Origin of the sequence: Kitasatospora purpeofusca (genome assembly GCF_000718025.1) — a bacterium.
Classification (GTDB): Bacteria; Actinomycetota; Actinomycetes; order Streptomycetales; family Streptomycetaceae; genus Kitasatospora; species Kitasatospora purpeofusca.
On sequence record NZ_JODS01000002.1, the window covers coordinates 67,907 to 85,268 of the forward strand.

The 17,362-nt window shown below is 72.0% G+C and carries 14 protein-coding genes; 12 read left to right on the plus strand and 2 right to left on the minus strand.

Translation table 11 applies throughout. The annotated features are described in order from the left end of the window. Nucleotides 1–704 precede the first annotated feature (704 nt). Entirely contained in the window at nt 705–1,346 is a 642-nt protein-coding gene (locus tag IF01_RS43505; RefSeq protein WP_051754876.1) for a hypothetical protein, read from the plus strand. Here the strand turns inward: IF01_RS43505 and IF01_RS0103420 are convergent. Continuing rightward, a complete protein-coding gene (locus tag IF01_RS0103420; RefSeq protein ID WP_078879696.1) occupies nt 1,291–2,217 on the minus strand; it encodes a helix-turn-helix domain-containing protein in 927 nt (308 codons plus the stop codon). The genes IF01_RS43505 and IF01_RS0103420 overlap by 56 nt on opposite strands. 538 nt (nt 2,218–2,755) lie before the next feature. Here IF01_RS0103420 and IF01_RS0103425 point away from each other — a divergent pair. The 8 genes from IF01_RS0103425 (at nt 2,756) to IF01_RS0103460 (ending at nt 12,844) form a co-directional block, all read left to right on the plus strand. Beyond that, entirely contained in the window at nt 2,756–3,535 is a 780-nt protein-coding gene (locus IF01_RS0103425; RefSeq protein WP_030391727.1) for an alpha/beta fold hydrolase, read from the plus strand. A 133-nt stretch (nt 3,536–3,668) separates the two neighbouring features. Continuing rightward, the gene (locus tag IF01_RS0103430; protein WP_030391728.1) at nt 3,669–4,361 is read left to right on the plus strand and encodes a type 1 glutamine amidotransferase domain-containing protein; all 693 of its coding nucleotides are present in this window, start codon (nt 3,669–3,671) and stop codon (nt 4,359–4,361) included. Nucleotides 4,362–4,551: 190 nt separating this feature from the next. Beyond that, complete coding sequence (locus IF01_RS0103435; protein ID WP_030391729.1) at nt 4,552–5,253, plus strand: phosphoribosylanthranilate isomerase; 702 nt, start codon at nt 4,552–4,554, stop codon at nt 5,251–5,253. Then, nucleotides 5,253–5,933: a uracil phosphoribosyltransferase gene (upp, locus tag IF01_RS0103440; protein ID WP_051754877.1), complete on the plus strand. Its 681-nt coding sequence runs from the start codon at nt 5,253–5,255 to the stop codon at nt 5,931–5,933. The genes IF01_RS0103435 and upp overlap by 1 nt, the downstream gene beginning before the upstream one ends. Nucleotides 5,934–6,094: 161 nt before the next feature. Next, on the plus strand, nt 6,095–6,772 hold the full coding sequence (locus tag IF01_RS0103445) for an NAD(P)H-dependent oxidoreductase (RefSeq protein WP_030391731.1): 678 nt from the start codon (nt 6,095–6,097) through the stop codon (nt 6,770–6,772). Between the two features lie 118 nt (nt 6,773–6,890). Then, the gene (locus tag IF01_RS49600) at nt 6,891–11,108 is read left to right on the plus strand and encodes an amino acid adenylation domain-containing protein (protein ID WP_030391732.1); all 4,218 of its coding nucleotides are present in this window, start codon (nt 6,891–6,893) and stop codon (nt 11,106–11,108) included. 11 nt (nt 11,109–11,119) lie between these two features. After that, nucleotides 11,120–12,070, plus strand: a complete 951-nt coding sequence (locus IF01_RS0103455; RefSeq protein WP_030391733.1) for a pseudouridine-5'-phosphate glycosidase — start codon at nt 11,120–11,122, stop codon at nt 12,068–12,070. Between the two features lie 57 nt (nt 12,071–12,127). Continuing rightward, nucleotides 12,128–12,844: a HemK2/MTQ2 family protein methyltransferase gene (locus IF01_RS0103460; protein ID WP_030391734.1), complete on the plus strand. Its 717-nt coding sequence runs from the start codon at nt 12,128–12,130 to the stop codon at nt 12,842–12,844. 64 nt (nt 12,845–12,908) lie between these two features. Here IF01_RS0103460 and IF01_RS0103465 read toward each other — a convergent pair whose 3' ends face one another. Then, nucleotides 12,909–13,784, minus strand: coding sequence for a LysR family transcriptional regulator (locus IF01_RS0103465; RefSeq protein ID WP_030391735.1), 876 nt, complete (start codon nt 13,782–13,784; stop codon nt 12,909–12,911). A gap of 267 nt (nt 13,785–14,051) precedes the next feature. Between IF01_RS0103465 and IF01_RS0103470 the strand changes: the two genes are divergently transcribed. From IF01_RS0103470 to IF01_RS0103480, 3 genes are all read left to right on the plus strand, one after another. Beyond that, a complete protein-coding gene (locus IF01_RS0103470; protein WP_030391736.1) occupies nt 14,052–14,693 on the plus strand; it encodes a mycothiol-dependent nitroreductase Rv2466c family protein in 642 nt (213 codons plus the stop codon). A 128-nt stretch (nt 14,694–14,821) separates the two neighbouring features. Beyond that, on the plus strand, nt 14,822–15,766 hold the full coding sequence (locus tag IF01_RS0103475) for an EamA family transporter (protein ID WP_030391737.1): 945 nt from the start codon (nt 14,822–14,824) through the stop codon (nt 15,764–15,766). A 126-nt stretch (nt 15,767–15,892) separates the two neighbouring features. After that, nucleotides 15,893–17,110, plus strand: a complete 1,218-nt coding sequence (locus tag IF01_RS0103480) for an MFS transporter (protein ID WP_030391738.1) — start codon at nt 15,893–15,895, stop codon at nt 17,108–17,110. Nucleotides 17,111–17,362 lie beyond the last annotated feature (252 nt).

The following is a 17,362-nucleotide window of genomic DNA, read 5'->3' on the forward strand; positions in this document are numbered from 1 at the left end:
GGCCGCGCCGTGCCCGGTGGTGCGGGCGGCCTCGCCCGGTACCGCGCGACAACGCATGACGTCGGACGATGCCGGAGGGGCCGACGGGCGGCCCGGGTCCGGTGTCGCCGGGCCGGGCGCGGGCGGTCCGACCGGGTCCGGATTTCGCCGCCCGATGGCTGGTGAGTTTCGGCCAGATGTCGTAAACCATGCACCATGGTGGTTGTCCGAGATTTATCGTAGCCTCGGCACGCTCGCACCTCGGTAACGCCGGGCTGGGGGTCGGCCGGCGCCCCTCGGGAGGGAGCACTATCAGACAGGCATGAACGGGGGGCATCGGAATCGTGCCTTGCGCGCCGGGTCGCTGTGAACATCGTGGACCCGGCGGTCGCAGGAAGCGGGGGATTCCGGGCCGACAACCTGCCCGTAAGGGCGGACTTCAGGGCCCGAGGACTCGACGGCGAACTGCTGCGACCGATAGATATATATCATCGGGTCGCGCTCGTCGCATATCCAAGAGCGAATTTTTGAGCGATTCCGAACGTTTCCGCGTGCCTTTGCGACGACTTTATGAGCCGTGCACAGAAGGGGGAATGTAGAATGCGCAGAGTAGGCTACTTACACACCCGGTGCCAAATTCTGGAAAGAGGGATCGGCGGTACGGGATCCCCGAAATGAGCGGGGCTCCTCGCCGCGGTCACGACGCGCCCGGAATTCTCTCCGGGATGTACCGGCACCGAGGTGCGGGACTGCTGCACCTCCAGGCCGAGCAGGACGGCGAGCGCCTCGTCGCCTCCATGCCCCTCCCGGACCCCTTCGACCTCGACCGCCTGGTCGGGAACCTCGCGGAGGCCAGCGGCCGGCACATCGTGCTGCGCCCGATCCCGGCGGCCCATCTGACCGGGCTCGACGGCACCTGCGGCCTCCTGGTGAAGCACGACACCCGCCCGGTCGACCTGATCCTCCACCGCGAGGGCCGGTCGCTCTCCCACGAGGTGGAGTTGAAGGTCCATCAGCTGGTGCACCTGTGGGCCGGCGACGGCACCGGCCTGGTCGGCCCGCCCGACGTCCTGCGGGCGCGCGGGATGGCGCCGGTCGGAGGGATCCCGGCGACGGCCAGGTCCCTGAAGCGGGACGCCTTCATCGAGCTGCGCGCCGACCACGCGGCCCGGTTGATCAGTCGCCGGCGCGAGCGCGGACCGGCGTCGGGGACGGACCGCCGGGCGTCCTCCGGTGCCGGAGCCGCAGCCGGCTCCGGGGCCGCGGCGGAGCCATCCGGCCGGGAGTCCCGGCAGGCGGCGGCCGAACGCCTCACTCCGGGCGCCCGTTCCCGCCCTCTCCCAAGATCTCCGCCATCGTCCCGCTGATGAAGTCCCGGAGCTGGTCCCAGGATTCCTTCGGCAGGTCCTGGCCCGCGCCGCGCGCGGCCATCACGGTGAACCTGTCGCGCACGGCCCGGGTGGACAGGATCAGCGCGTCCACCTCCGGATCGTCCTGCCGGAAGTAGACCGGCGGCACGTCGAGGGCGAGCGCCAGGGCGTCGAGCGCCGCGTCCGCCGGCTCGGCGACCTCACCCGCCCGCAGCGAGCGGACCAGCTCCTCGGTGAGCGCGGCGGAGCCGCTCCTGCGGTTGCCCTCGGCCGCGAGGTGCGCGTCGGAGGGCGCCACCCCGCCGTACACCTCGGTGCGCAGCGACTCCAGCTTCCGTGCCACCCGGGCGCCCTCGGCCGAGGGTTCCGCCGCGGGCTCCTCGGCCTGGCCGAAGGAGCGCCGCTGCGCCGCGAGCAGTTCGGCCCGGGTCACCCCGTAGGCGGCGGCCAGTGCCGTCACCGCCTGCTCGGAGAGCGGTCGTCTGCCCTGCTCGGCGGCCCGCACCGGCATGGGGGAGGCGGTGTTGGTGTGGCGCGCGGTGTCCGCCTGGGTCATCCCGGCGTCGCACCGGAGGTCGGCGAGATTCGGTGATTCGCCGCGCGGAAAGAGCTCGTCCAGGTCGGTGTCCAGGAATGCGGCGATCGTCGGCAAACGCTCCGGCGGGGGAGCTGCCAGGCCGTTCTCCCAGCGATAGACGGCGTTCACTTTCACATGAAGCCCGGCCGCCAGCGTGGCCTGCGACATTCCTTTGACGACGCGGAGGTTGCGCAGCTTATTGCCGTCGAACAAGCGGTCGGGCACGGGCATACTCCACTGGATGGGGTCTGAAAGAATGATAGTGCCCAGGGCAGCGGAAGATCCCGACATCCGGGGCATCGGCATGAGCTCGTGACCGCGACCGGAGTTCTGTGCGGCCGTCGGAGGCGCACTCCCACCTTTGCCTGATGTCCGTTTTGCTAAGCTTTATTGCTTTTCGCGCGCATTTGTCGCGCACCTTTGCGCGCTACGCGTCGGGCGTCGGATCACTCGAAGGTGATCTGCAAGCTTGACCGGATCGCTGGAAGTAGATAAATTCTACTTCGAGTGATCGAGGGAGTGGGGGCCGAAGGGCGCCTCTTTCCCGTGCTCCGGCATGTCGTGTCCGCGTCGTCATTGGCCCCGCGCTTCGTCGTGCGGACCCGCACCATCCGTCCGGCCGCCCCTGTGGCGAAGTCGGCCGGCGTTGTCGAAATCCTGCGCAGCCGCATCCCGCGGAACCCGGCGGCCTGCACCCATGCGAATCCGGTGGGGCCGGCGGAATTCTCCGTGCGAATTTCCGTACGCATGCCCGCACCACATTTTCCGATTCCCCGGTCAGGGTCTGTCGGGGTATTCCTTTCCGCATCGTCACAGGAGGCGATCCGTCATGCCCACGATCTCCGTCGGAAACTCGCGCGTCCACTACACCGTGACCGGCGAGGGGCCCGCCCTGGTCCTGGTGCACGGTGTGGGCAAGGGGGGTCAGGTCACCTTCGGGCACCTCGTGGAGGACTTCGCCCGCCGCAACACCGTCATCCTGCCGGAGCTCTCCGGCAGCGAGACCGCCGAGGACGACGGCACGCCGCTGACCGTCGAGCAGCTCGCCGACGAGGTCGCCGCCGTGATCGAGCACGCCGGCCTCGGCCCGGTGGACCTGGTGGGCTTCTCGCTCGGCGGGGCCGTCGTCGCCGCCACCGCCGCGCTGCACCCCGGGCTGGTGCGCCGCCTGGTGCCGATCGGCGGCCTGGTGAAGTCGGACCTCTACATCGAGAACCTGATCGGCCTGACGCTCAGTCAGAAGCACGACGCCAAGGCCTTCGGCCGCGTCCTGAGCACCACCGCCTTCAGCCCGCGCTACATCCGCACCCGGCCGAGTCTGAGCGACGTCGAGAACCTCGGCTCCGAGCTGAGCCCGTCCAACGGCCGCATCCGCCAGCTGGAGCTGCTGGTCCAGGTCGACATCCGCGACATCGTCGGCAAGGTCGAGGCCGAGACCCTGGTGCTGGCCCCGTACCCGGACGCCGCCGTGCCCGCCGAGCACTCCCGCGAGCTGGCGGCCGCGATCCCGAACTCCAGCTACACCGAGATCGACAGCGGCCACATGGTGATCTTCGAGCGGCCGGACGAACTCGTGCAGCTGATCCAGGACTTCATCCACCGGGCCTGATCCTCCACCCGCAGCCACCCGGCCCCGCAGCCACCAGGCCCCGGAAGCGCCCGGCCCCGGCACCGGCCGGGGCCGGCCACCCGCCCCGCCCGACCACCCGCGGAGCAACTCCGCAGCGACTCCAGGAGGAACCATGGCCAAGATCCTGCTCGCCGTCAGCAGTCACGACACCTTGGGCGACACCGGCAACCGGACGGGCTACAGCGTCTCGGAGGCGGCCCACCCCTACAACGTCTTCGTCGGCGCCGGCCACGAGGTCGACTTCGTCTCGGTGCGCGGCGGCGAGCCGCCGGCCGTGGTCTTCCCGGGCGAGGAGGACGACCCCGAGATCGTCGGCTTCCTGGCCGACGAGACCGTCAAGGCCAAGCTGGTGGCGACCCGCCGGGCGGCCGAGGTCGACCCCGCCGAGTACGCGGCGATCTTCTACGTCGGCGGCCACGGTGCCATGTGGGACTTCCCGGACTCCCCGGACCTGGCCCGGATCGCCATGGACATCCACGGCCGGGGCGGCGTCGTCTCCGCCGTCTGCCACGGCCCGGCCGCGCTGGTCAACCTGCGGCTGCCGGACGGCACCCTCCTGGTGAGCGGCAAGCGGGTCGCCTCCTTCAGCAACGAGGAGGAGGACTCCCTCGGCCTGGTCGAGGTCATGCCGTTCCTGCTGGAGGACCGGCTGAAGGAGTCGGGCGCGCTGCACACCAAGGCGCCCGTCTACCAGGCCCACACCCAGAGCGACGGCCGGGTCGTCACGGGGCAGAACCCCGCCTCCGCCGCCCCGGTGGCCCGCCTCGTCGTCGCCGAGATCGCCAAGGCCGCCGAAGCCCGCTGACCCGGGCGCGCCGACCCGGGTCCGCTCACCCGGCCCCGCTCCGCAGCGCACCCGCCGTGCCGCCCCGCAGCGCACCCGCCGGGCCCGCCCCGCAACGCGGCCCCGCGCCACCACCGCCGTCCCCGGACGGCTCCCGAAAACCGTCGCAGACCGGCCCCGGCCAGGACCGCCGGGGCCAGAGGAGGCAGACATGTACGGACTGATCCAGGTCGCGGGCATCATCGACCAGGCCGAGGCCGATCTGATCATCGAGGAGGGCGCCGACTGGCTCGGCTTCGCCCTGCGCCTGCCGGCCAAGAACGAGGACCTCTCGGAGGCCGACGCCGCCGCCATCGTCAAGGCGATCCAGCCCGGCAACAAGGGCGTCATCATCACCTACCTGACCCAGGCCGACGAGATCGCCGAGTTCTGCGCCGAGATCGGCGTGAGCGCGATCCAGCTGCACGGCGACGTGACCCCGGCCGAGCTGAGCCGGCTGCGCACCCTCGCCCCGGACCTCTACGTGCTCAAGAGCCTGGTGGTGAAGTCGGACAACATCGACGAGCTGCGCACCATCGTCGAGACCTCCGCCGAGTGGGTCGACATGTTCATCACCGACAGTTTCAACCCGGCCACCGGCGCCAAGGGCGCGACCGGCCTGACCCACGACTGGTCGGTCAGCGCCGAGCTGGTCCGGATCTCCCCCAAGCCGCTGATGATGGCGGGCGGGCTCACGCCGGAGAACGTCGCGGCCGCCATCGAGGCCGTCCGCCCCGCCGCCGTGGACGCCCACACCGGCCTGGAGGACAAGGCCACCCGGCGCAAGGACCGGCAGAAGGTGCGCACCTTCGTCCAGGAGGCCCGCGTGGCCTTCGCCCGGGTCGCCGCGGAGGACGGCCGGAGCGCCTCCTGATGACCACCGGGACCGAGCCGCTGCGGGGCGTGACCCGGGTGACCCACCTGGTGCCCCAGACCAACCGCCTGCGGGCCCTGCACGCGGTCGTCCGCGACCGCGACGCCCGCCGGGAGGACTTCGTCCTCTCCGCCAACCGGATCATCCGCGGCCTGCTGGACGCCGCGCTGGACCTGCTGCCCTACGAGGCGCGCGACGTCCGCACCCCGGTCGGGCAGGTCTACCACGGCCTGTCGCCGGCCACCCCGGTCTACGGCGTGTCCGTCGCCCGGGCCGGGGACAGCATGGAGTCCGAACTGCGGGTGATGGCACCGGAGACCAGGCTGGGCAAGATCCTGATCCAGCGGGACAAGGTCACCAAGCTCCCGCGCCTGTACTACGCGGCGCTGCCGGCCGGGATCGGCGGGGGCCATGTGCTGCTGCTCGACCCGATGCTCGCCACCGGCGGCACCGCGCTGGCCGCGATCGGGGTGCTGCTCGACCACGGCGTGCCGGAGGAGCACATCCTCTTCGTGAACCTGCTCTCCGCCCCGGAGGGGATCCGGGCCGTGCACGACCGCCACCCCGGGGTGCGGATCGTGACCTCCTCGATCGAGGAGCGGCTCAACGAGAACGCGTTCATGGTGCCCGGCATCGGCGACTTCGGCGACCGCTACTTCGGGACCGACGTCCCCGCCTGAGACCCTCCCCACCCGCCGGGGCGGGCGGGGTCCGGGATCCGTAACCCCGCGACCCCACCGCTCCGGCCCCCGCGGCCGCTGCCACCACTGCCTGTTGCCGTCAAAGCCGTTGTCACCAACGCCTGTTGCCGCCACCGCCACCGACCCTGAGGAGCACCACCGTGTCCACCGCCGACACCTCCGCGCCGACGAGGATCTCGATCGTCTACTACTCGGGCACCGGCAACGTCCACAAGCTCGCCCTGGCCGCCGAGGAGGCCGCCACCAAGGCCGGCGCCGTGGCCCGGCTGCGCCGCGTCCCCGAGTACGTCGAGGCGTCCCTGGCCCCGGAGTTCACCGAGTGGACCGAGGCCTGGCAGGAGAACGCCGCGGCGATCGCGGCCGTCCCCACCGCCTCCGTCGACGACCTCGCCTGGGCCGACGTGATCCTGCTCGGCGGCCCCGGCCGGTTCGGGATGATCGCCGCCCCGCTCAAGCACTTCATCGAGCTCGCCTGGCCGCTGAACGCCCGCGGCGGCCTGCAGGGCAAGGTGATGGCCTCCTTCACCTCCACCGGCGCCCCGCACGGCGGCCAGGAGGCGACGATCCTCTCGCTCAACGCCGTCTTCTACCACTGGGGCGGGATCATCGTGCCGCCCGGCGTCACCGACGAGATCATGACGGCCCCCAGCAACGGCAACCCCTACGGCGTCAGTTCGGTCTCCGGCCGGCAGGCGGTTCCGGGCCGGCTGGCGGAGAACGTCACCGAGGACAACCTCGCCGCCCTCGCGTACCAGACCCGCCGGATGCTCGACGTCGCCGACGCGCTGCGCAGGGGACGGGCCGCCGCGGACCGCTGAGCCGCCCGCCCCGCACCCCGGGACGCCAGGAAGTCAGGACACCAGGACACCAGGACACCAGGACACCAGGACACCAGGAAAGCCGGACACCAGGACACCCGTACACCAGGGGGACCAGATGACTGCCCATGCGTCGGGCCGAGGCCCGGCCGACCACCCGTTACTGCCCGAACTGCTCCTGCGCACCGCCGCCGAACGCCCCGACGACCCGGCGGTGATCGGCGGCGACCGGCGGCTGAGCTTCGCCGAACTGGTCCGCCGGAGCCTGGGACTGGCCGGGCACCTGCGGGGCCTAGGAGTGACCGCGGACCAGTGCGTGGGGCTGTTCGTCGAGCCCTCCACCGAGGTGCTGACCGGTGCCTGGGCGATCCTCCTCGCGGGCGGCGCCTATCTGCCGCTGGCCCCGGAGTACCCGGAGGAGCGCCTGCGCTTCATGATCGAGCACTCCGGCGTCAAGGTGATCGTCGCCCAGGACCGGCTGGTCGAGCGGCTGACCGCGCTGGCGCCCGCCGGCACCCTGGTCGTCCGCGCCGAGGACGAGCACCCGCCGGCGCCGGTGGTCCTGCCCGGCCCCGCCCCCGACGCGCTGGCCTACGTCATCTACACCTCGGGCAGCACCGGCCGGCCCAAGGGCGTGATGATCGAGCACCGCAGCATCGCCCACCAGATGGCCTGGCTGCGCGCGGCCCACGGCCTCGACCGGACCCGGGTCGTGCTGCAGAAGACGCCGATCAGCTTCGACGCCGCCCAGTGGGAGATCCTCGCCCCGGCGGTCGGCGCCACCGTCGTGGTCGGCGGGGCCGGCATCCACCGGGACACCGAGCGGCTGGTCGCAGCGGTCAAGGAGCACGGCGTCACCACCGTCCAGTGCGTGCCGACGCTGCTCCAGGCCCTGCTGGAGACCGAGGAGTTGGAGTCCTGCCATACGCTGGAGCAGGTCTTCACCGGTGGTGAGGCGCTCTCCAGAACCCTGGCCGGGACCTTCCTGGAGTCCCTGCCGGGCCGCGAGTTGGTCAACCTCTACGGTCCGACCGAGTGCACCATCAACTCCTCCTCCTTCGTGGTGACCAAGTCCTCCGTCGGCGACGGCCCCAACTCGGTCTCCATCGGCGCCCCGGTCGACGGCACCGAGTACCGGATCCTGGGCCGCGACGGCGCCGAACTCGGCGTCGGCGAGATCGGCGAACTCTCCATCGGCGGCGTCCAGGTGGCGCGCGGCTACCTGCACCGGCCGGACCTGACCGAGCAGCGCTTCACCGAGGACCCCGACGGCGGGGGGCGGTTCTTCCGCACCGGCGACCTCGCCTACTGGAACGCCGACGGCACCGTCCAGTTCACCGGCCGCGCCGACAACCAGGTGAAGCTGCGCGGCTTCCGGGTGGAGCTGGACGAGATCAGGCTCGCCATCGAGACCCACGACTGGGTCCGGCACGCGGCGGTGCTGGTCAAGGACGACCCGAGGACGGGCTTCCAGAACCTGATCGCCTGCGTCGAGCTCGACCCGAGGGAGGCCGCCCTGATGGACCAGGGCAGCCACGGCGCGCACCACCAGTCCAAGGAGAGCAAGCTCCAGGTCAAGGCGCAGCTGTCCAACCCGGGGGTGCGGACCTCGGCCGAGCTGGCCGGCCTGCCCTCCGTCGACCTGCCCGGCCGCACGGCCACCGAGGCGCAGCGCGCCCTCGCCTTCGCCCGCAAGACCTACCGCTTCTACGAGGGCGAGGCGCCGGTCTCGGAGCGCGACCTGCTGGCACTGCTGGCCCGCCGCCCGGCCGCCGCCGGTCGTTCGCGGCCGCTCGCGGAGTTGGACACCGGGACGCTCGGCGAGATCCTGCGCCACCTCGGGCAGCACCTGAGCCCGGAGCGGCTGCTCCCCAAGTACGCCTACGCCTCGCCCGGTTCGCTCTACGCGACGCAGGTGTACCTGGAGATCACCGGCTTCCCCGGCATCCGGCCGGGCATCCACTACCACCACCCGATCGACCACCGCCTCGTCCTGGTCTCCGCAGCACCGGCAGCGCCGGCAGCGGGGACAGCAGGGACAGCAGGGACAGCAGGGACAGCGCCCGCAGCACCGGCGGGCCCCGCAGCGCCCGCGCCGCGTCTGATACCCGGACCGCGCAGGGCCCCCGACGACACGGCCGCCACCGCGGCCCCCCGGATCCGGATGCACTTCCTCGGCCGCCGCGGCGCCATCGAGCCGGTCTACAGGACGAACATCACCGAGGTCCTGGAGATCGAGACCGGCCACATCGTCGGCCTCCTCGAGGAGGTCCTCCCGGCCTACGGCCTCGACATCGGGCCCGCCCCCTTCACCCCGGAGGTCAAGTCCCGGCTGGGGGTCGCCGACCAGGACCACTACCTCGGCAGCTTCGACTGGACGCCCTGGCGCGGACCGCGCGAGGACCGGGACCTCGACCTGTTCGTCCAGGTCCACCCCGGCAAGGGCGTGGACCTCCCGGCCGGGCAGTACCTGCACGAGGACGGCCGGCTGAGCCTGGTCTCTCCGGACCTCGTGCTGCGCAAGCAGGTCATCGCGATCAACCAGGCCGTCTACGGCCGGGCGTCGTTCGGCGTCACCGTGATCAGCCGCAGTCCGCAGCGGTGGCGGCGCTACATCGACCTGGGCCGGGTGGCGCAGCGGCTGTCGCTGAACGACCTCGACCTCGGTTTCATGTCCTCCGGCTACAGCTCGCGCGGCGGGGACGACCTGCCCTCGGCCCGGCGGTTCGACGGCATCCTGCGCGAGCTGGGCCGCCCGGGCGGCGCCTCCTACTTCTTCCTCGGCGGCCGGGTCAGCCGTGAGCAGCGGCGGCACGAGGGCATGCGGGAGGACGCGGTCCACATGCGTGGTCCGGCCGAGCTGATCCGCGACGACCTGGTCAACTACCTGCCGGACTACATGATCCCGAACAAGGTCGTGGTGCTCGACGCGCTGCCGACCACCGCCAACGGCAAGATCGACCTCCAGGCGCTGGCCGTCTCGGACCGGGTCGTCGCGGGGGCCGCCGACCGGCCCTTCGTGGCTCCCAGGGACGAGACCGAGCGCCGGGTGGCCGTGCTGTGGCAGGAGGTGATGAAGCAGGAGAGCGTCTCCGCGCAGGACGACTTCTTCGCCTGCGGCGGCAATTCGCTGCTGGCCGTCACCCTGGTCAACCGGATCAACCGGGCGTTCGGGGCGGCGCTGCCGCTGGAGGTGGTGTTCACCTCGCCGACGGTGGAGGGCCTGGCCCGCCGGCTCTCCGGCGGTCCGGCGGAGCGCACCTCGCGCCTGGTGCCGCTGACCGGCTCGAGTTCCGCCTCACCGGCGACGGCCGGACGTCCGGTCTTCTGCTGGCCCGGCCTGGGCGGCTACCCGATGAACCTGCGGCTGCTGGCCGAACGCCTCGGCACCGAGCGGCCGTTCCTCGGGGTGCAGGCCCACGGCGTCAACCCGGGCGAGGTCCCGTACCCGACGATCCGGGAGATGGCGGCCGAGGACGTCCGGGCGCTGCTGGAGGTCCAGCCCGAGGGCCCGTACACCCTGTGGGGCTACTCCTTCGGGGCCCGGGTGGCCTTCGAGGCCGCGTACCAGCTGGAGCAGGCCGGCCACCCGGTCGACCACGTGTTCCTGATCGCCCCCGGTTCGCCCAAGGTCCGCACCACCGGGACCCGTCCCGAGGAGCGGACCGCCAACTACACCAGCCGGGCCTTCGTGGCGATCCTGCTCTCGGTCTTCACCGGCACGATCGACAGTCCGCTGCTGGAGCGCTGCCTCGCGGTGGCCCGGGACGACGAGAGCTTCGCCCGTTTCGTCGGCGAGGGCATCCCCGGCCTGGACCCGGACCTGGTGCGCCGGATCGTCCGGATCGTGGGGACGACCTTCGAGTTCAACTACACCTTCCGCGAACTGCGGGAGCGCCGGGTCTCGGCACCCATCACCGTCTTCAAGGCGCGGGGGGACGAGTACTCGTTCCTCGACGGCAGCAGCGGGTACTCCGCCGAGCCGCCGACCGTCGTCGAGCTGACGGCCGACCACTACTCCCTGCTCCGGGCGCCGGACGTCGACGAGCTGGTGACGGCCGTCCACCGCCGCCTGCACCTCCGGAAGGACACCGTGATGCCGCACGTCAACATCAAGCACTTCCCGATGGAACTCAGCGACACCCAGCAGGCCGAGCTGCTGGCGGCGGTGACCAAGGCGGTCACCGACGCCTTCGGCTGCGAGGAGGGCGTGGTGTCGATCGCGGTCGAGTCGATCGCCGAGGAGAACTGGACCGAGCAGGTCTACATCCCGGAGATCGTCAACCGCCGGGACATCCTCGGCAAGGTTCCCGACTACCGCCCCGACGCGCTCTGATGGGGACGGCCGTGAACCCGACGACCTCCCTCTCCCACCGGGCCGTGCCGCTCACCGTCAGCGAGGAGGTGGCCGAAGCGCTCCACGAGGGCCGTCCGGTGGTGGCGCTGGAGTCCAACGTCATCACCCACGGACTGCCCTACCCGGACAACGCCGCGACCGCCCGCAAGGTGGAGCAGGCCGTCCGGGCGGGCGGCTCCGTCCCCGCCACGATCGCGGTCGAGGGCGGCCGGATCGTGGTCGGCATGACGGACGCCGACATCGAGCGCTTCGCCTCCACAGCCGGCATCCCCAAGGTCAGCAGCCGGGACCTGCCGGTCGTCCTGGCGCAGGGCCGGGCGGGCGCGCTGACGGTCGCCTCCTGCCTGGTGGCGGCGGAGCTGGCGGGCATCCCGTTCTTCTCCTCGGCCGGCATCGGCGGGGTGCACCGGGGCGCGGCCACCACCATGGACGTCTCCTCGGACCTGATCCAGTTCACCCGGTCCAAGGTCGCGGTGGTGTGCGCCGGGGCGAAGAAGATCCTGGACCTCGGCCTGACGCTGGAGTACCTGGAGACCCAGTGCGTCCCGGTGGTCTCCTACCGCTCCGACGACTTCCCGGCCTTCTACTGCGCGTCCAGCGGCTTCCGCAGCCCGCTGCGGCTGGACGAGGACGAGCAGGTGGCCCGGTCGATCGAGAACCACTGGGCGCTGGGCAACCGGGGCGGCTTCCTGGTCACCACGCCGGTCCGGCCGGAGGAGGCGATCGACAGCGAGGAGGTCGACGCCGCCATCGTCGAGGCGACCGCCGCCGCCGACCGGGACGGCATCCGGGGCCAGGCGATCACCAAGTACCTGATGCGGGCGGTGGACGCGGCCACCGAGGGCCGCTCCTCCCGGGCCAACATGGCGGTGCTGATCAGCACCGCCGAGGTCGGCGGCCGGCTGGCCGCCGCGTACGCCCGGCTCCGGGCCGAGCTCTGAACCCGCGTCACCCGACCATTCACCGAACCCACCCGACACATGGACGGATACCACGACATGACGCTTCAGCAGCAGTCCACCTCCGAGGCCGAGTCCTACCGCCCGCTGGTCCCCGAGGCGCAGGTGAAGGAGATCACCGAGCTGCGCCGGGCCCTGGGCGAGCTGGGCGGCGAGGAGGGGGAGCAGACCGTCCCGTTCCTCGGCCTGACCCTGCGGGTGCCCGCCTCCGTGATGACCCCCTGCCCGGTCTCCCCGATGCTGGGCGGCGCGGTGTTCGCCGAGGTCAAGCCCGGTGACCGGGTCCTCGACATGGGCACCGGCAGCGGTTCGCTGGCCCTGATCGCCGCCAAGAAGGGCGCCGACGTCCTGGCGGTCGACCTCAACCCGGACGCGGTGGCCGCGGTGCGGGTCAACGCGGAGCTGAACCAGGTCGCCGACCGGGTGGAGGCGCGCGAGAGCGACGTCTTCGCCGCCGTCGAGGGCCGGTTCGACCTGATCGTCTTCAACCCGCCGTTCCAGTGGTTCGCCGCCGCCGACTACGCGGACGTCGCGGGCACCGACGCCGGCTACCGGGCGCTGACCCGCTTCTTCGCCGAGGCCCGGGACCACCTGACGGAGGGCGGGCGGATGGTTCTCTTCTTCAGCACCATGGGCGACGTCGCGTACTTCGAGAAGCTGGTGGCGGACGGCGGCTTCACCCACAAGAAGGTGTTCACCACCACCCAGCCCGTCCTGGACGTGGCGGTCGACTTCACCGTGCACCGCCTCTCCTGACCCCCACCCGCCGGGGCCTCCCTCCCCTCGGGGAGGCTCCGGTCCCGGACCGGCTCACCGGACGTCAGTCCTCGGTGATCCCCAGCAGCTCCAGGAAGGCCGCCGCCGCCGGGTGCGGGCTCTCCCGGCCCCAGATCACGTACTCGGCCCGCGACGGCGCGTCCGTCACCTCGATCGTGACCATGCCGGTCAGGCCCGCGACGTAGCGGGGCGGCAGCAGCGCCACCCCCAGGCCCGCCGCGACCAGCCGGGCCAGGTAGTCGGCGTTGGTCACCTCGAACGCGACCTCGCGGGTGAGACCGGCCGCGGCGAACGCCAGGTCCGACTGGGCCCGCCCCGCGGTCTTCGCCGGGAGGTCGACGAACACCTCCGAGGCCAGCCGCCGCAGGTCCACCGAGCTCTCGCCGGCCAGCGGGTGGTCCGGGGAGACCACGGCGACCAGCCGCTCGCGGGCCAGCTCCCTGGCCATCACCCCCCGGGGGTGCGCGGTGACCGGGATGCCGAGGAAGGCCACCTCGATCTCGCCCTGCCGGACCTGCTCCACCAGCTCGTCGCTGGCCCCGACGCTCAGACTGATCCGGGCCTTCGGGTGCCGCTGGTGGAACTCGCCGAGCACGGCCGGGATGTCCACCGCCGCGACGGTGGGGATCAGCCCCACCTTGAGGAGTCCGCGCACCTCCCCGACGGCGGCCGCGACCTCGGTGGCGGCCCGTTCCGCCGCGTCCAGGCACTGCCGGGCGGCGGGCAGGAAGGCCGCCCCGGCCGGGGTCAGCCGCACCCGGCGGCTGGTGCGCTCGAAGAGCCGCGCGCCGAGTTCCTTCTCCAGCCGCCCGATCTGGTGGCTGAGCGCGGACTGCACCACCAGACAGCGCTGGGCGGCACGGGTGAAGCTGTTCGTCTCGGCGACCGCGATCACGTAGCGCATCTGCTGGAGCTCCATCCGTCCATCGTGATCCGCGATGCAACGGGTGACAAGCATGTGTTGGACTCATCGATGCGCGCGGCCCGACACTGAAGGCGACCGCACACGGTCGGAGCCGCCCCGGAGCGGCTCCGCCGGGCGGGCCCCCGACCGGGTCCGTCCGTCCTGCCCGGACGCCGTGCCGCCGTCGACCTCTCCCCGTTCACCCGCACCTGGGCGCACCCCGCCGAGGCGTGCCCGCGCGCGCCCGTGCCGCCCGTCAGACCGAAAGGACGAGCGACCGTCATGAGCGCCACGCCGGCCAGTCCCGAGACGATCACCGCCGACATCTGGGTCGACCCCCGCTGCCCCTGGGCCTGGATCACCTCCCGCTGGATGCTGGAGGTCGAGCAGGTCCGGCCGGTGGAGACCCGGTTCCACATCATGAGCCTGTCCGTGCTCAACGAGGGCCGCGAGGTCCCGGAGAAGTACCGCCAGGGCATGATCCACGGCTGGGCCTGCGTACGGGTGTGCATCGCCGCCCAGGAGCAGCACGGCACCGAGGTGCTGCGCCCGCTCTACAACGCCATGGGCCGGCTGATCCACCACGAGAAGGCCGGGCTCGGCCACGACATGATCACCGCCGCCCTCAAGGAGGCCGGGCTGCCGGTCGAGCTGGTCTCGGCCGCGGACGACGACTCCTGGGACGAGAAGCTGCGGATCCAGCACCACGAGGGCATGGACCCGGTCGGCTCCGAGGTCGGCACCCCGGTGATCCACGTGCCCGGCCCGGACGGCGAGCCGCTGGCCTTCTTCGGCCCGGTGCTCACCCCCGCCCCGCGCGGCGAGGCGGCCGGGAAGCTCTGGGACGGCGTACTGGCGGTGACGAGCACCGACGGCTTCTTCGAGCTGAAGCGCGGCCGCGACCGCGACCCGATCTTCGACTGAGCCGTCCCCCCCGGGCCGTCCCCGCCGGGCTTGTCGGCCGCCGGGCTTGTCGGCCGCCGGGCCGTCCCCGCCGGGCCGACCGGACGTAATCCCACGGTGCTTCCCACCGGATGTGAGGCGAGATCGACATGACGAGCAGACGGAATCTGTCCACGGTGGCCCTGACCGGCCTGGCACCGACGGTGTGGGGCAGCACCTACCTGATCACCACCGAGCTGCTGCCCCCGGACCGGCCGCTGCTGGCGACCACCATGCGGGCCCTGCCGGGCGGACTGTTCCTGCTGGCCCTGGGCCGCAGGCTGCCGGTCGGCGTCTGGTGGCTGCGCGCGCTGGTGCTGGGGGTGCTGAACATCGGCGCCTTCAACTTCCTGCTGTTCGTCGCGGCCTACCGGCTCCCGGGCGGCATCGCCGCCGTGATCATGTCGGCCCAGCCGATGTTCGTGGTGATCCTGGCGGCGCTGTTCCTCGGTGAACGGGTCAGAGGCGTGCACGCGCTGGCCTGCGCCCTGGGCGCCGGGGGTGTGGCGCTGCTGGTCTTCAAGGGCAGGGTGTCACTGGACGGCGTCGGCGTGCTGGCCGCGGTCGGCGGCGCCCTGTGCATGGCCTCGGGCATCACCCTCACGAAGCGGTGGGGCCGCCCCGAGGGGGTCAGCCTGCTGACCTTCACCGGGTGGCAGCTGACGGCGGGCGGCCTGGTGCTGCTGCCGTTCTGGCTGTCGCTGGAGGACATGCCGAACGGTCTGACGGGCGACAACGTCCTCGGTTTCGCCTACCTCATCTCCCTGGGCGCGGTGCTGAGTTACATCGTCTGGTTCCGGGGGATCGGGCTGCTGCCGGCCACCGCGGTGTCCTTCCTGGCGCTGGGCAGCCCGGTCGTGGCGACGCTGCTGGGCTACCTCTTCAAGGACCAGACGCTGTCGCTGCTCCAGCTCCTCGGCATCGCCGTGATCTTCCTGGCGGTCGTGCTCGGCCAGTCCCGTCCACCCCGGAAGGAGCCCGCGCCGGCGCCTCCCGAGCCTGTCGCGTCGTCCGGCACCGGGGCGCGCGCCCTCGAAGAGGAACGCAGCGGATAGCGGCACGGGCGCACCGTTCCACGCCCACCACCTTGTCGGACCCGGCGCCGCCCGGCGCCGGGTACCGCGCCCGACCGATCCGCCCGACCACTTCCGCCCGACCCACTCCACTTCCGGAGATATGACATGACCACGCAAGAAGAAGAACTGCCCACAGCGGCGACACCGCGGAAGAGCGGTCCGGCGGCCGACGGATGGCTCGGTGTCGCCGCCATCACCGCGAGCCTCTTTGTCTTCCTCACCACCGAGCTGATGCCGATCGGCCTGCTCACCCCGCTCAGCGAGAGCCTGGACGTCTCGGTCGGCACCGCCGGCCTGATGGTCACCGCCCAGGGCGTCGCGGCCGGCCTCGGCGTACCGTTCATCGTGGCCTGGACCCGCCGGGTCAACCGGCGCAAGCTGCTGACCACCCTGCTCGGCGTGCTGGCCGTGGGCAACCTGATCACCTCGATCGCCCCCAACTACCCGCTGATCCTGGTCACCCGGATGTTCATGGGCTTCGCCAGCGGCGTCTTCTGGGCCATCGGCGTCAGCATGGCGATGCGCATCGTCCCGGAGAAGCAGGCCAACAAGGCCGCCGCCGTCGTGATGTCCGGCATCTCGATCGCCACCGTCGTCGGCATCCCGCTCGGCACCCTGCTGGAGAGCGCCAGCTCCTGGCGCACCACCTTCCTGATCTGGGCCGGCCTCAGCGCGCTGGTGCTGCTCGCCGTCGCCGCCACCATCCCCTCGCTGCCCTCGGCGAACGCGGTCTCCGTCCGCGAGGTCTTCGGACTGCCGGTCAAGAACGTGCCGCTGCGCGTCGTCCTGGTCATGGTGGTGTTCTTCGTCCTCGGCCACTTCGGCGCGTACACCTTTGTCCGCCCTTACCTGGAGAAGAGCGCCGAGGCGAGCGTCGGCTTCATCACCGTCGTCCTGATCGTCTTCGGCATCGGCGGCGCGATCGGCAACTTCATCGGCGGCCAGAGCGTCAACAAGAGCCTGCGCGGCAGCTTCGTGGTCGGCGGTCTGCTGCTGATCGGCGCCCTGGTGATGCTGCTGACCATCGGCACCAACGACTTCGGCGTGATCGTCGCCATGGTGCTGTGGGGCCTCGCCTTCGGTGTCGTCCAGCTCAGCCAGATCAACATGACGCTCGCGGCCGCCCCGGAGACCTTCGAGGCCGCGATGTCGCTCAACACCATGGCCTACAACACCTGCATCGCCCTGGGCGCCCTGATCGGCGGCCTGTTCGCCGACCACACGGGCGTCAAGAGCGTCGTCTGGTTCGGCATCGTCCTGGTCGGCCTCGCCGTGGCCCTGCGCGCCGCCACCGGCCGCCGCGCCGTCCCGGCGGCGAGCTGACCCCTCGAACCACCGGAGCCCGGTACGGACGCCGCGCCACCCCCGTCGCGACGTCCGTACCGCACCCTCCGGTGAGGTGGGCGCGTGCCCCCGGCGACGGCCGGCCGGCACGCGCCCACACCTCTCTTCGGCGGGGCGCGGCCTTCGAGGCCGCGCCCCGCGTCCTCGTCTCCCGGCTCCGCATCTTCTGCTCCCGCCCCCACCCCTGACCTCCCGCCAGCCCCCCCTGACCCCCTGCCCGGGCGGTGCGCA